Origin of the sequence: Streptomyces sp. NPDC014995, assembly GCF_043080745.1 — a bacterium.
Classification (GTDB): Bacteria; Actinomycetota; Actinomycetes; order Streptomycetales; family Streptomycetaceae; genus Streptomyces.
Genome location: NZ_JBIBVX010000009.1, coordinates 304,149 through 318,548, shown reverse-complemented (window position 1 = coordinate 318,548; position 14,400 = coordinate 304,149). Strand labels below are relative to the sequence as shown.

At 73.5% G+C, this 14,400-nt stretch carries 9 protein-coding genes and 1 pseudogene; 1 reads left to right on the top strand and 9 read right to left on the bottom strand.

Annotated elements, in window-relative coordinates; genetic code table 11:
* Positions 1-14: 14 nt before the first annotated feature.
* Positions 15-944: an ADP-ribosylglycohydrolase family protein gene (locus ACF1A1_RS20410; protein ID WP_392001554.1), complete on the bottom strand. Its 930-nt coding sequence runs from the start codon at positions 942-944 to the stop codon at positions 15-17.
* Positions 945-1,167: 223 nt separating this feature from the next.
* Positions 1,168-1,647: pseudogene (locus tag ACF1A1_RS20405) on the bottom strand (MarR family winged helix-turn-helix transcriptional regulator); the annotation flags it as partial.
* A 141-nt stretch (positions 1,648-1,788) separates the two neighbouring features.
* On the opposite strand from ACF1A1_RS20405, the gene ACF1A1_RS20400 reads away from it, so the two are divergent.
* Complete coding sequence (locus ACF1A1_RS20400) at positions 1,789-2,202, top strand: organic hydroperoxide resistance protein (protein WP_392001552.1); 414 nt, start codon at positions 1,789-1,791, stop codon at positions 2,200-2,202.
* Positions 2,203-2,278: 76 nt separating this feature from the next.
* Here ACF1A1_RS20400 and ACF1A1_RS20395 read toward each other — a convergent pair whose 3' ends face one another.
* The 7 genes from ACF1A1_RS20395 to ACF1A1_RS20365 all read right to left on the bottom strand — a co-directional run bounded on the left by ACF1A1_RS20395 (position 2,279) and on the right by ACF1A1_RS20365 (position 14,400).
* Positions 2,279-3,832, bottom strand: a complete 1,554-nt coding sequence (locus tag ACF1A1_RS20395) for a hypothetical protein (RefSeq protein WP_392001550.1) — start codon at positions 3,830-3,832, stop codon at positions 2,279-2,281.
* A gap of 73 nt (positions 3,833-3,905) precedes the next feature.
* Complete coding sequence (locus tag ACF1A1_RS20390; RefSeq protein ID WP_392001605.1) at positions 3,906-5,189, bottom strand: hypothetical protein; 1,284 nt, start codon at positions 5,187-5,189, stop codon at positions 3,906-3,908.
* Positions 5,190-5,191: 2 nt separating this feature from the next.
* Positions 5,192-7,423 (bottom strand): CDP-glycerol glycerophosphotransferase family protein, encoded by a 2,232-nt coding sequence (locus ACF1A1_RS20385; protein WP_392001548.1) that lies wholly within the window; start codon positions 7,421-7,423, stop codon positions 5,192-5,194.
* An 8-nt stretch (positions 7,424-7,431) separates the two neighbouring features.
* Positions 7,432-9,636, bottom strand: a complete 2,205-nt coding sequence (locus ACF1A1_RS20380) for a CDP-glycerol glycerophosphotransferase family protein (RefSeq protein WP_392001547.1) — start codon at positions 9,634-9,636, stop codon at positions 7,432-7,434.
* A gap of 64 nt (positions 9,637-9,700) precedes the next feature.
* On the bottom strand, positions 9,701-11,962 hold the full coding sequence (locus tag ACF1A1_RS20375; protein ID WP_392001546.1) for a CDP-glycerol glycerophosphotransferase family protein: 2,262 nt from the start codon (positions 11,960-11,962) through the stop codon (positions 9,701-9,703).
* A gap of 213 nt (positions 11,963-12,175) precedes the next feature.
* On the bottom strand, positions 12,176-13,057 hold the full coding sequence (locus ACF1A1_RS20370) for a carbohydrate ABC transporter permease (RefSeq protein ID WP_392001545.1): 882 nt from the start codon (positions 13,055-13,057) through the stop codon (positions 12,176-12,178).
* Complete coding sequence (locus ACF1A1_RS20365) at positions 13,054-14,400, bottom strand: carbohydrate ABC transporter permease (RefSeq protein WP_392001543.1); 1,347 nt, start codon at positions 14,398-14,400, stop codon at positions 13,054-13,056. The genes ACF1A1_RS20370 and ACF1A1_RS20365 overlap by 4 nt, the downstream gene beginning before the upstream one ends.

Genomic DNA, 14,400 nt, shown 5'->3' with positions numbered 1-14,400 from the left:
CCCTCCGCGCCGCCTTACTCCCCGAGCCGCCGCGCCAGCTCGTGGAGATCCGCCGTGCGCAGGACACGGTCGCCGAAGCCGGGCAGGGGGACGTGCAGGACCCGGGACCACCGCTCCGGGACGGCCCCGGCGCCGTACACCGCGCCGGCGAGGCCGCCCGTGACCGCGGCGACGGTGTCCGTGTCGCCGCCGAGGTCGACGGCGGCGCGGACGGCGTCCTCGTAGGAGGTGGTGGTGCGCAGGGCCCAGACGGCGGAGCCGAGGCAGGGCCAGACGGCGCCGTTGAACTCGGTGGCCAGGTCGGGGTGCCAGTCGGGGGCGAGGACGGTCGCGTAGCGCACGCGGTGGTCGGGATGCACCTCGGCCAGGGTGTCCGGGAGGGCGGCCAGCGGGTCGGCTCCCGACAGGGCGGTCCGCAGCAGCTCGTGGAAGATCGCCGTGCCCTCCCAGGCCGCGCGGTCGCCGTGGGTGAGCGCGGCGAGGCGGCGGGCGGCGGCCATGGTGGCGGCGCGGCCCCGGTCCGCGAAGTACACGGCGGAGGTGGTGGCCCGCATCAACGCGCCGTTCCCCGCCCCCCGCCCGTTGCTCTGGAAGTGCAGGGCGGCGGCCATGTCCCACGGGTCGCCGCTGCCGAGGACCGCCTCGGTCTGCAGGCCGATGTCCTTGGGCTCGGCGGCCGCCCACCGCTGGAACCGCCGGAAGACGTCCGCCGGTTCCAGCCCGCCGCGGTCCAGCAGCGACTCCGCGACGAGCACCGCCATCTGCGTGTCGTCGGTCGCCTCGCCCGGGTCCCAGCCACCGCCCCCGCACATCTCGCCGCCGTGTCCGGCGGAGGGGAAACGGGCGGAGAAGGCGCCCTCCGGCCCGAACTCGAAGGGCGCGCCCAGCGCGTCCCCCACGGCAGAACCGACGACGGCGCCCACGGCGCGCACGGGATCGATCATTCCGGCAGCCCGAGAAGCCGACGTCCGCCGGCTCCCGCCCTCACCGGCGTCCCGTCTCGCCTTTCACGGCCGACTCGCCCTCCACGGCCGCCGCACCCCCGATCGCCGCGGCGCCGTCCACCGCCGTGGCCCCTTCCACCGCCGTGGCCCCTTCCACCATCGTCGCCGCTTCCACGGCCGCCGCCCCCTCCCTCGCCACCGCGTCCCACTCCGCGGTGTCGTCCTCCAACGCCGCCGAGTCCAGTGCGCTGGTGAGCCGGTCCAGGCGTTCGCGCAGCTCGCTGATCTCCTCCAGGTCGAAGCCCGTGGCGCCGGCGATCCGGCGCGGCACCCGCAGTGCCCGCTCGCGCAGCGCCGTGCCCTCCTCGGTCGGCCGGACCACCACCGAGCGCTCGTCGCGGGCGCTGCGCTCGCGCCGCACCAGCCCGGCCGACTCCAGCCGCTTCAGCAGCGGCGACAGCGTGCCGGAGTCCAGCCGCAGGTGCTCGCCCAACTTCTTGACGGGCAGCTCGCCCTCCTCCCACAGGACCAGCATCACGAGGTACTGGGGGTAGGTCAGCCCGAGGTCCTTGAGGATCACGCGGTACACGCCGTTGAAGGCACGCGAGGCGGCGTGCAGGGAGAAGCAGATCTGGCGGTCCAGGCGGAGCCAGTTCTCCTCGGGGGCGTCGGCAGCGGCGGCGGGGATCGACGTCGGGGTCATGTCTCCAGCGTAGCTCTTACCGCCATTTAGTTGTGCACAATTTAATTGTGTGCTCTACTTGGGGTCGCGAGGCGGCCCGGACGCGGAAGCGCGAGGGCCGGCCGCCCCCTGACACCGATTTCCGAGAGGGATGGTTCATCCATGGACGCGCTCTACACCGCAGTCGCCACCGCCACCCACGGCCGCGAGGGTCGCGCCGTCTCCTCCGACGGCAGGATCGACCTCGCGCTGGCCATGCCGGCGGAGCTGGGCGGAGACGGTCAGGGCACCAACCCCGAGCAGCTCTTCGCCGCCGGGTACGCGGCCTGTTTCGGCAGCGCCCTCGGCCTGGTCGGCCGCCAGGCGAAGGTCGACGTCAGCGACGCCGCCGTGACCGCCGAGGTCGGCATAGGCAAGCAGGGCGAGGGCTTCGGCCTCAAGGTCGCGCTCCGCGTCGAGCTGCCGGACACCGTGGACGAGGCGACCGGCCGCAAGCTGGTCGAGCAGGCCCACCAGGTCTGCCCCTACTCCAACGCCACCCGCGGCAACATCGAGGTCGACGTCGTCATCGAGTAGGCCCACGGGAAACCTCCCGAGTGAGCCCCGCCGGGCCACGGCGGATCCCGGCCCCGGCAGATCCCGGTAGGGGACCTCACCCGACCCGCGCCAGCACCTCGCCCGTCCGCGGGCTCCGCGCCACCACCACCGCCTCCTCGGGCACCGGCCGCCCGCGCGTGAGCAGCAGCCAGCGGACGCGGTGGCGGTGGGCGATCGCCCACCGCTCGGCGCGGGTCGACGCCGGGTCGAGGTAGGCGCGGACGTCGGCGAGCCGGCGCAGCCGCTCCCGCTCCTCCAGCGCCGCGTCCGGCCAGGCGGGAGCGGCGAGGTTCGGCCCGTACCCGGCGATCGCGTGGACGGCGTAGTACCCGTCGGTGATCACCACCTCGCCGGGCCCGATGTGCCGCGCGGCCCAGTCGTACGAGGGCCAGTGCGGCGGCTGCTCGAAACCCACGGGATCCAGTGCGCGCGGTACGACCGCCCCGGCGTGCACGGTGAGGAAGCCCAGGCAGGCCCCGCCGGCCGCGACCGCCCCCAGCACCCTGCGCCCCGTGCCCCACGGCCGGGGCGCCGCCAATTCCACCGCCAGCGCGAACTGGAGCGGCACGAGGGTGAGCCCTAGGATCCGCCCGTAGGTGTAGTGGCCGCTGACCCAGCCGTACGACACCACCAGGCAGTCGAGGGCGAACATCAGCACCAACGGGTCGCGCGCCGAGGGCCGCCCGCGCAGCCACAACGCCGGCAGCCCCAGCAGCGCCAGTCCGAAATGCCCCACAAGCTGCTCGTACAGTCGCCGGTGCATCGCGTCCACGCTGCCGTCGCCCGCCAGCGCGAACACGTCGAAGTACGGCCACGCCACCGCGACCGGCAGCGCCACGGCACCCACGACCGCCCACCGCAGCGCCACCGCCGGCCGCCACCCCCGCTGCCACCCCAGGACGAAGGCCGCGCCCCCGGTCACCGCCGCGATCGACGTGATCGGATGCACCAGCACGATCACCCCGTACAGCGCGCCCAGCGCCGCGTACCCGGGCAGGCCGCGCAGCCCGCCCGGCCCCACGAACCGCACCCGCCGCCCGTCCCGCGCGCGTGCGGCCGTCAGCGCCCACGCCCAGAAGGCCAGCCCGATGGCGCAGGTGGACGGATAGCCGAGGTTGCCGGTCATCGACATCAGGCCCAGGTAGCCGCTCCACCACGCCCGTTCGGTGCCCCACAGCAGGGTCATCGCGGCCAGGGCCAGCACCGGCGCCCACGGCCGGGGCGTCAGCACGCGCGTGAAGCGGCCGATCCCGGTCAGCAGCACCAGCAGGTTCACCGGCCCGGCGACCCGCAGCACCTCCCAGCCCGTCAGCCCCGTCAGCCGGGCGACCGCGCCCTCGGCCACCGCGTACGGCGAGTAGTAGGGGCTGCCCGCGCCCGGCAGGTCCGCCATCGGATGGCGCGGGTTCAGCAGATCGGCCTTCAGACGCTCGACGACCGCCGCGTGCTGGCCCGCGTCGCAGCACAGCGGCACCCGCCAGTACGCCAGCGACATCACCAGCCAGAACAGGAACCCGAAGACCTGGTACGGGGTCGGACGCCCCACGCGCCCGCCGCGCAGCGCCGTCGCACCGCGCGCGGGACGCCGGGTGAGGACGCCGACGCTCATCGGACCGCTGGAAGCAGGGACATGGGAGGCATTGGCCGTATGTTCCCGCCCGGGTCAACGGCCTTGCCGACCGTCACCTCATCGAGTGAGCCCGGTCGGGCCTCTCCCGCACCGGCAGCGCGATCCGCTCCCGGACCAGGGACTCCAGCAGCAGCGGCACGCCCAGCACCGGCAGCAGCCACGCCAGCACGATCAGCCGGCCGCCCCAGATGTTGATGTCCGGATGCCCCGCCTGGGTGAGGAACCCGGTGCAGGCGGCGGCGAGCACGAAGGCACCGGCCGCCCGGTGCCGCCCGCGCACCGCCCCCCACGCCCCGGCCGCGAGCGCCGCCAGGAACAGCGGCTCCCACAGCTGGCGCCGCAGCCACTCCACCCAGAAGTTCCCCTGGAGCTGGAAGAACTCCCCCCACACCCGCGTGCGGTCGGGCCGGGTGAAGTGGTGGGTCAGCAGGTCCTGGAGGCTCTCCGTCTCCGACGGGTAGTGCAGCAGCCGCGCCAGCAGCACCGTCCCGAGCACCCCGCACCCACCCGTGACGGCGACCACGACGACCCCGCGCCCCACCGGCCGGCCGCGCCGACGGCGCCGTACGGCGATCAGCGCGCCCGCACCCGCCAGGCACACCCCGAGGAACAGGGCCTGCGAGTGCTTCACGGTGAACAGGGCGGCCAGCGCCCCGCCCACCAGCCACGCCCCGGCCCGCACCCGCCCGTCCAGGGCCAGCGCGCACCCCCACACCGCGGCCAGCGTCAGCGCCAGCATCAGCCCCTCGGTCATCGGGCGCATGGCGGTCGTGCCGCACGGCAGGACCTGGTACAGCGCCTGCCCGGTCAGACAGAGGGGCGTGGGCACGCGCAGGGTCCGCAGGGCCAGGAAGGCCAGCACCCCGCCCGCCACCGTCACCGCGACGCCCGCCGCCCACAGACCCCACGTCACGCCGAACACGGTGACGAAGGGGACGAGGAACACCGGGTAGCCGGGCCGCACCTCGAAGATCCGCATGAAGCGTTCCGGCATGAACGGCACCGTGTGCCCGCCGGTCTGCCCCGCCGCCAGCCGCGCCCCGACGTTCCGCCACTCCCGCGACCGGCACTCGGCCATGACCCGCCCGGTGGGGTCGGCGCGATGGAAGCGGACCACGTCCACGCTCTGCCGGCGGGCGGCGGTCGAGGCCGCCCCCTCGCACGCGTGGTCGATGGTCGCGGCCGCCGCCTCCCACTTTCCGTCGCCGCGCAGGCTCAGCGCGTAGGACAGGTAGTTCTTGCTGTCCGGGGTGGCCCGGCCGGTGACGTTCGCGAGCTGGAGCAACGCGAACCCCACGGCCAGGACCAGCACCCAGGTGCGCGGCCGCGGGCGCAGCCTCACGTGGACGCCAGCAGGTCGCGGGCGGTGGCCTGACCGGGGAGCCGCACCGACACCCGCTCCGGCATCGGCTCGCCCAGCAGCAGCGTCCGTACGACCCGCTCGGCGGCCCGCCCGTCGTCGAACGCGCAGAACCGCCCGCGGAAGGCCGCCCGCAGCCGCGCCGACTCCTCGTCCCGCCAGCTGTCGGAGGCGAACAGCCAGGCCAGCTCCCGGTAGCTGCGCGAGACATGGCCGGGCGCCTCGGCGGTGACGTCGAAGTAGGCACCCCGGCTCGCCGCGTACGCGTCCCAGTCGTCGGCGTGGACGACGATCGGCCGGTCCAGGTTGGCGTAGTCGAACATCAGGGCCGAGTAGTCGGTGACCAGGACGTCGGAGGCGAGCATGACGTCCTCGACGTGCGGTTCGTCCGTCGCGTCGACGAGGATCCCGCGCCGGTGCAGCTCGGCCAGGCCCATGCCGCGCGCCGGGCCGGCCGCCAGCGACGGGTGCAGGCGGACGACGAGGGTGTGGTCCTCGCCGAGGTCGGCGGCGAACCGGGCCAGGTCGATCCGGTCGATGTGCCCGCCCCGCCGGTACTCGCGGCGCGTCGGCGCGTACAGCACGACGGTGTGACCGGCGGGGATGCCGAGCCGGGCACGCACCGCCGCACCCGCACCCGCGGCCGCCCCCCGGCCCGCACCGGCGTCGACCAGCACGTCGTTGCGCGGGCTGCCGGTGCGCGCCGACGTGAAGTGACACGGATACGCCCGCTCCCACACCAGCTCGGAGTGCAGGTTGGCGACCAGGCTGTAGTCCCAGCGGTCGGCGCGGCGCAGCATCTGCGGCACGTCCACGCCGTACCGGGCGCCGGGCTTGTCCAGCAGGTCGGCCGCCATGTACTTCAGCGGGGTGCCCTGGTGGGTGTGGATGTGGACGCTGCCGGGCCGTTTCACCAGCGTGCCGGGCCAGTTGACGTTGTTGACGAAGAAGCCGGCCCGTGCGGTCACGCGCCGGTACGCGGGGGAGTCGAGGAGCACGTGCTCGACGCCGTCCGGGAGCCGCGCCGCCGTCTCCTCGTCCCGCACCACCCACACCCCCCGCAGTTGCGGGGCGATCTCCCGGGCCGTGCGGTAGACGGCCCCCGGATCACCGAGCACGCCCCGGTGCGAGAACGCCGAGTACACGACGAGGTGCGGATCCAGCGGGCGCCGGGCCTGCACGGCGCTCAGACCCCGGCGTACGCGCGCCCCGGCCGCGCCCCGCACCTGCCCCCCGCGCCGGGCCAGCTCCCGGCCGGCCCGCTCGGCCAGCCGCCTGACCCGGTAGGCCGGGTAACCGCCCTCCAGCACCCGCAGCTCGTCGGGAACCGGCCCGGCCGGCCGGTGCGTACGGAACATCGCGGCCGTACGGCGGAAGAACTCGGCCTTGTCCGACGGCGGCAGCCGGTCCGGCTTGGCCAGGATGTCCAGGCAGTGCTCGCCCATCTTGCGGGCCAGGCAGGGCCGCCAGTGCGCCAGCTCCGGGCGGGAGTCGACGAAGGCGAAGACCCGCTCGTACTGGTCGTGGATGTCGAAGTGCTTGCGGCTGGTGGTGGACAGGATGTTGCCCTGGCGGCGCTGGCGGTAGTTCAGGCAGATCCGGTCCAGCGTGGCGATCCGCTCCGCGCTGAGCATGACCGGGAACGTCCAGGGCGTGTCCTCGTAGTAGCCGGGCGGGAAGCGGAAGTCGTTCCGCTCGACGAAGTCCCGCCGGTACACCTTGTTCCACACGACCATCAGCAGGTCGAGGATCTCGGGGTGCTCGGCCGCCGTGAAGGTGCCGTCGCCGCAGTCGGCGAGGACGTGCGCGAGGGCGTTGCGGCGGGTGCCGCCCCACCAGTAGGCGCGGGCGTAGTCGAAGACCAGCACGTCCGGGTCGCCGCTCTCGTCGAGGCGGTCGGCCATCGCGCGCAGCGCGCCCGGGGTGAGGGTGTCGTCGCTGTCGAGGAAGAAGAGGTAGTCGCCGCTCGCGTGCGGCAGGCCCGCGTTGCGGGCGCGGCCGAGGCCGACGTTCTCCGGCAGGTGCAGGACCCGCACCCGCTCGTCGCGGGCCGCGTACGCGTCGAGGATCGCGCCGCAGCCGTCGGGGGAGCGGTCGTCGACGGCGATCACCTCGAGGTCCCGGTAGGACTGCTCCAGGACCGAGTCGAGGCACTCGCGCAGGAAGCCCTGCACCTTGAAGCAGGGGACGATGATGCTGAAGCGGGGCACTGCGGGGGTCAGCTCCTTACGAGGGGGGCGGCGGCGGGGGCCGGGACGCGCTCGGTGAGCGGCCGCACGGGCGGGATCGCCTCCGGGGGCTGGCCGAGCAGCACCCGGCGCACCACGCGCTCGGCGGCCCGCCCGTCGTCGAACTGGCAGAAGCGGGCGCGGAACGCGGCGCGCAGCGCGGCCGACCCGTCATCCGCGTACGAGCCGTCGTGGAACACCCGGGCCAGCTCCTCGGGCGTACGGGCGACCGGGCCGGGCGGGGCCGCCATCAGGTCGAAGTAGACGCCCCGCGTCTCGGTGTAGACGTCCCAGTCGTCGGCGTACACGACGATCGGGCGGTCGAGGTTGGCGTAGTCGAACATGATCGACGAGTAGTCGGTGACCAGCGCGTCGGCGGCGAGGCACACGTCCTCGGTGGAGCGGTGGCCGGTGACGTCGATGATCCGGCCGGTGCTCGGGCGCGCGCCCCGGTCGTAGAAGTAGTGGGCGCGCAGCAGGACGACGACGTCCTCGCCGACGGCCTCGCAGAAGGCCTCCAGGTCCAGGCCCGGGTCGAAACCGGTCCGGTAGTCGCGGTGGGTGGGGGCGTACAGGACGGCCGTGCTGCCCTCCGGCACCCCGAGCTGCCGCCGGACGCGGGCCACGTCCTCCGCGGTCGCCGTGTAGAAGACGTCGTTGCGCGGATAGCCGTACTCCAGGTGCTCGTACGAGCCGGGGAAGGCGCGCTCCCACACATGGGTGGAGTGGGTGTTGGAGGAGAGGTTGTGGTCCCAGCGGTCCACCCGGCCCAGCAGCTTGGTGAAGCTGCCGGTCGCGGCGGCCACCACCGGGTACGTCGACTGGTCGACGCCCATCTTCTTCAGCGGGGTGCCGTGCTGGGTCTGCACGTGCACGCTGCCCTCGCGCTTGACCACGCCGTCCGCGAAGTTGGCGTTGTTGACCAGGTACTTGGCCCGGGCCAGCAACTGCCAGTAGCGGCGGCTGCCGATCACGGCGTGGTCCACCCCCTCCGGCACGGTGTGCGCCTGGTCCGGCTCCACGAGGAACACCGAGCGGATGTGCGGGGCGAGTTCGGCGGCCTTGGCGTGGATCGCGGCCGGGTTGCAGGCGTACCCGCGCCCCCAGTAGGCGCAGAAGACCGCCAGGTGGGGGTCGATACGGCGGTGCAGCTGGCGCCGGTAGTACAGGCGGGTGCGCAGCCCCCGGGGGCGGGGGACGCGCTGGGCGGCGACCGACGCCTTCCGGTGGGCTCCCCGCAGCGCGCGGAACGCCGTGTACGCCCCCGCCGCCAGCAGCCGGTGCTGCACCCCCAGCTTCCCGCCCGGCCTGCGGAAACCGGCCGGACGATGACGCCGGTACAGTGCGCCCGCCCGGCGGAAGAAGGCCCGCCGGGCGGACCCGGGCAGCCGCGCCGGATGCGCGGCCGTCTTCAGGACGACGGCGAACAGCTCCTCGAAGAGCGCACCCGGCCGGGCGTCCGCCGCGGACACTCCGGCCGCCTGCGTCAGCACCAGCTCCGTCTGGTCCAGCAGTTCGCCGTGGTGCCCGACCGGCAGGTTGAGCCGGCTGCCCTGCCGCCGCAGCAGATGCCGTACGACGACCTGGCGCAGCACCGCGACCCGCTCGGCGCGCAGGGTGACCAGGCCGCCGAAGCCGACGTCGGTGAAGTGGCCGGCGGGGAAGGCCAGCTCGTGCTCGGTGAGGAAGGCCCGCCGGTAGGCCGCGCTCCACGCCGGGAGCTGCACGCCGGTCACCCGGGGGGTCTCGGCGGGGACGAAGGCGCCTTTCGGTGCCCGCGCCAGCAGCGGGGCCGCCGGGTTGACCGGCTCGCCCTCCCACCACGGCGTGCGCTCGTGCTCGGCGTACAGGACGTCGACCTCGCCGGTCTCGGCCAGGCGCGCGTCCAGGGCGGTCAGCGCGCCGGGGGCGAGGGTGTCGTCGCCGTCGAGGAACAGCAGATAGGCGCCGGTCGCCGCCCGGAGCCCGGTGTTGCGCGCCCCGGCGAGGCCCGCCGACGGCGGCGAGTGCACCGGGGTCACCCGGGAGTCCCGCTCGGCGTACCCGGCGGCGACGGACGCGGCGGGGGCGTCGGGCGCGTCGCAGACCGGGATCAGCTCGAAGTCGCCGAAGGACTGGGCGAGGACGGAGTCCAGCGCCAGGGGCAGCCGGCCCGCGACCCCATGGGACGGGACGATGATGCTGAAGCGGGGCATTCTGCTCTTTCTCTGTGGAGGGTCCTGAGGGTCCTGCTCCGGCAGCCGTGCGGGCCCACGGCCCTCAGCGGCGTTCGCTGACGGTGCGGGGACCGGACGGCTGCGGCACGGTGGTGAGCGTGGGGCGCGTCGGCGCCGCCGCCGACGGCACGGGCCGGCGCTCGGCGAGCGGCACGACCGGCGGCTGCCCCGTCTCGCCCAGCACGACGTGCCGTACGACGCGCTCGGCGGCGCGTCCGTCGTCGTACGGGCAGAACCGCTCGCGGAACGCGGCGCGCAGCTGGGCGGAGCGGGAGCCGCACCAGTGGCCGGTGGCGAAGATGTCGATCAGTTCGTCCTCGCTGCGGGCGACCGCGCCCGGCGGGAAGGCCCGCAGGTCGAAGTAGGTGCCGCGGGCCGCCTGGTAGGCCGCCCAGTCGTCGTCGGGGGTGTGGACGACGATCGGGCGGTCGAGGTTGGCGTAGTCGAACATGATCGACGAGTAGTCGGTGACCAGGGCGTCCGAGGCCAGGCAGAGGGACTCGACGCTGGGGTGGCCGGTGACGTCGAGGACGCGGCCGCCGCGGGGCAGGCCCTCGGGCTGCCAGTAGTGGGCGCGGGCCAGGATCACGAAGCGCGGGCCCAGGCGGTGCAGGATCCGCTCCAGGTCGAGGGCGGGGCGCTGGGTGCGGCGGTAGTCGCGGTGGGTGGGCGCGTACAGGATCGCCACCGTGTCGCGGGGGATGCCGAGGGTCTCGCGCAGACGGGCCACGTCCGCGGCCGTCGCCCGCTGGAAGACGTCGTTGCGGGGGTAGCCGTACTCCAGCGTGGTGTAGCCGCCGGGATAGACGCGCTCCCAGGTGAGGGTGGTGTGGCGGTTGGCGGACAGGACGTAGTCCCACTTGTCGACGCCCCGCAGCAGCTCTTCGAAGTCCATGTCACGGGCGGCCGCCGGATGCTCCTGGAGGTCGAGGCCCATGTGCTTGAGGGGGGTGCCGTGCTGGGTCTGGACGAAGACCTGGCCGCGGCGTTTGACCAGACGGCGGTCGAAGTTGACGTTGTTCACGAGGTACTTCGAGCGGGCCAGCGCCGTCCAGTAGGCGGCGGTGCCGGGGCGCAGCGGGCGCGGGCCCGGCGGGATCGTGTGCTGGTGCTCGGGGCGGGCGATCCACGCCGTGCGCACCCGCGGCGCGACGCTGCGGAACGCGGCCTCCAGCGCGCCCGGGTTGCAGCCGTGGCCGCGGCCCCAGTAGGCGGAGAAGACGGCCCGGTCGGCGCGCAGCGGCAGCCGCAGCTGGATCCGGTAGTGGGCCTGGAGGAGCCCCGCGCGCAGGGCGCGGGCGAGTTTCGTGGCGAGCTTGAGCGTGCGGCGGCGCAGGGTCGCGGCCGCCTGGAGGGCCCGGTAGGTGCGGTGCAGGCCGAGGTGGACGAGGGTGTGCCGCACCCGGGAGCGCAGCGGCACGGGCGCGCCGGGGGCGCGGTAACGGCGGTAGTGGACGCGGGCCCGGCGCAGGAACTCGGCGCGCGATCCGCGGGGCAGCCGGCCCGGCCTGGTGAACACGGTCGTCAGGTGGTCGACCATGCGGCGGAACAGCACCGGCCGCCAGCGGGCGAGTTCGGGTCGCTCGTCGATGAACGCGAAGACCCGGTCGTACTGGTCGAAGACGTCGAAGTGCCGGCGGCTGGTGGTGGACAGGATGCTGCCCCGGCGGCGCTGCCGGTAGTGCACGCAGACCCGGTCCAGGGTCGCGATCGACTCGGCGGTCATCAGCGCCGGATAGGTCCAGGGGGTGTCCTCGTAGTAGCCGGGCGGGAAGGTCAGGCCCACGCGGGCCACGAAATCCCGCCGGTAGGCCTTGTTCCAGGCCACCATCAGCACCCTGAGCAGGCCCGGCCGGTCCTCCAGGCGGAAGGGCGCCGGGCCCTGCTCGGTGAGCTGGGCGGCGAACCTGTTGCGCTCCGCCTCGCCCGTCCAGAACGTGGTCGCGTAGTCGTAGACCAGGACGTCCGGCTCGCCGGTCTCCTTCAGCCGGTCGGCGATCGCGTCCAGCGCGTCCGGGGTGAGCGTGTCGTCGGAGTCCAGGAACAGCACGTAGTCGCCGGTCGCCTGCGCCAGACCGGCGTTGCGCGCCCGGCCCAGGCCGACGTTCTCCGGCAGGTGCAGGGGGCGCACACGCGGGTCGCACACCGCGAACTCGTCGATGATCTCGCCGCAGGCGTCCGGCGAACGGTCGTCGACGGCGATCACCTCGAGATCGGCGTACGACTGGGACAGCACCGATTCGAGGCACTCGTGCAGGTACGCCTGAACCTTGTACGCGGGGATGATGACACTGAACCTGGGCAAGGGGCATCCATGGGTCGGCGCGGGCGGTAGGCCCCTGCCGTCGCGTTCCCGTCCGCCCCGCCCTCCGGGCGGACGACGGGGAACGAGGAGACAGGACCTGGCCCGGGAACGGCCGATGGAGTGACTTGGTTACGTTCGCCTACGGCATCCGGGGGACACCGGGTGAACGGCGAGGGGCGGACCGGTGACGGCCCACCCCCCTTGCGCCACCGCCTACTTGACCGCGCCGGCCATCACACCGGACACGAACTGCCGCTGGAACGCGAAGAACACGGCCAGCGGGATCACCATCGAGATGAACGCGCCGGGCGCCAGCACGTCGATGTTGTTGCCGAACTGCCGTACCTGCGTCTGGAGGGCGACCGTGATCGGCTGGCTGTCGGCGTTGGTGAACACCAGCGCGACCAGCATGTCGTTCCACACCCACAGGAACTGGAAGATGCCCAGGCTGGCGATGGCCGGCCCGCCCAGCGGCATCACGACCCGCACGAAGAGCCGCAGCTCACCGGCGCCGTCGAGACGGGCCGCCTCCAGCAGTTCGCGGGGGATCTCCGCGAAGAAGTTCCGCAGCAGGAACACCGCGAAGGGCAGACCGAAGCCCACGTGGAACAGGATCACACCGAGGACGGAGCCGAACAGGCCGACCTTGCCGAACAGTTCGGCGATCGGGATCAGTGCCACCTGCACGGGCACCACCAACAGGCCGACCACGCCCAGGAACCACCAGTCCCGGCCGGGGAACTCCATCCACGCGAACGCGTACCCCGCGAGCGAACCGATGACCACGACCAGGACCGTCGCCGGCACCGTGATCAGCACCGTGTTCACGATCGAGTGGGTGATGTCGCTGTTCTCCAGCAGCTTCTGGTAGCTGTCCGCGGTGAGTTGGGCCGGCTGCGTGAACACCTCCCACCAGCCGCTCGCGCCGATGTCCTCCGGCGAGCGCAGCGAGGAGACCAGCAGACCGATCGTCGGCACCAGCCAGAACAGCCCGACGACGATCAGGAACACGCGGACCAGGCCGCCGCCCAGCTTCTCGACGATCCTCGCGCCCAGCGACTGCTTCGCCCGCACGGTCTCGACGGAGGTCGTCATCGCCGCACCTCCCGCCTGAGCCTACGGATGTTGAACCACATCACCGGGATCACCAGCAGCAGCAGGAACACCGCGATGGCGCTGGCGATACCGGGCTGGTCCTCGGAGAAGCCCTTGCGGTACAGCTCCAGGGCGAGCACGTTCGCGTCGTCCTGGGAGGAGCCGGGGGCGATGATGAAGACCAGGTCGAACACCTTCAGGACGTTGATCATCAGGGTCACGACGACGACGGCGAGGACCGGTGCGAGCAGCGGCACCGTGACCCTGCGGAACACCTGCCACTCGTTCGCCCCGTCGACCCGCGCCGCCTCCATCAGCTCCCGCGGCACGCTCGCCAGACCGGCCGCGATCAGCACCATCGCGAAGCCCGCCCACATCCAGATGTACGACCCGATGATCGCCGGGGTGACCAGCGACGGGCCGAGCCAGTCCAGACCGTTGTACGGCTCCTCGAAGTTGTCGGCGGGCAGCCGGAGCAGGGCCCCGTCCGCCGCCTCGGGAAGGGTGAACGTGCCGTCGCCGGCGGCCTTCGTCGAGGCGACGACCCTGCCGTCCTTGACCGCCTCGATCCGCATCCCCGGGTAGCCCAGCTCGGACGGGTCCGGGGCGCCGAGGGTCCCGACGCCCTTGCCGCGGGTGAAGTCCTGCCAGGTCGTGCCGGTGACCTTGCCCGGCTCAGGCTGCGCCCGTACGGCCTTCTCCGCGCTGTCGGGCATCAGGTCGGGGGCGACGCCGACCAGGGGCAGGGCGACCGGGTCGCCCGCGCGGACGGGCTCCCTGGTGATGAAGCCGCCGCCCCTCTCGGGTCGCAGCGGCGACTCGCGGCCCGGGTGGGCCTTGGGGAACGCCGACGACTGAGCGAACGTGTCGTGCACACCGACCCACACCGCGTTCGCGACACCCTTGTCCGGGTCCTGGTCGTAGACCAGCCGGAAGATGATGCCGGCGGCGAGCATCGAGATCGCCATCGGCATGAAGACGACCAGCTTGAACGCCGTGCCCCAGCGCACCCGTTCGGTCAGCACCGCGAAGATCAGACCGAGCGCGGTCGCGACCGTCGGCGCGAACACCACCCACAGCACGTTGTTCTTCAGCGCCGTACGGATGCCGTCGTCCGTGAACAGGGCCCTGTAGTTGTCGATGCCGGCGAAGCCGTCGCCGGACTGGTCGTAGAAACTGCGCACGACCGAGTACCCGATCGGGTAGACCACGAGCGCGCCCAGCAGCACCAGGGCGGGCAGCAGGAACAGCGCTGCCACCGTCCTGCGGGTGCCGGTCACGCTCTTGCGCGAGCGAGGAGGGGCGGGGGCCCCGGGAGCCCCCGCCGCCGTTTTCGACGCCAT

Excerpts from the sequence above, each read along its gene's own strand:
- ACF1A1_RS20395 (WP_392001550.1), bottom strand. The coding sequence starts at position 3,832 with ATGAGCGTCGGCGTCCTCACCCGGCGTCCCGCGCGCGGTGCGACGGCG.
- ACF1A1_RS20410 (WP_392001554.1), bottom strand. The coding sequence starts at position 944 with ATGATCGATCCCGTGCGCGCCGTGGGCGCCGTCGTCGGTTCTGCCGTG.
- ACF1A1_RS20380 (WP_392001547.1), bottom strand. The coding sequence starts at position 9,636 with ATGCCCCGCTTCAGCATCATCGTCCCGTCCCATGGGGTCGCGGGCCGG.
- ACF1A1_RS20370 (WP_392001545.1), bottom strand. The coding sequence starts at position 13,057 with ATGACGACCTCCGTCGAGACCGTGCGGGCGAAGCAGTCGCTGGGCGCG.
- ACF1A1_RS20400 (WP_392001552.1), top strand. The coding sequence starts at position 1,789 with ATGGACGCGCTCTACACCGCAGTCGCCACCGCCACCCACGGCCGCGAG.
- ACF1A1_RS20365 (WP_392001543.1), bottom strand. The coding sequence starts at position 14,400 with ATGGCGTCGAAAACGGCGGCGGGGGCTCCCGGGGCCCCCGCCCCTCCT.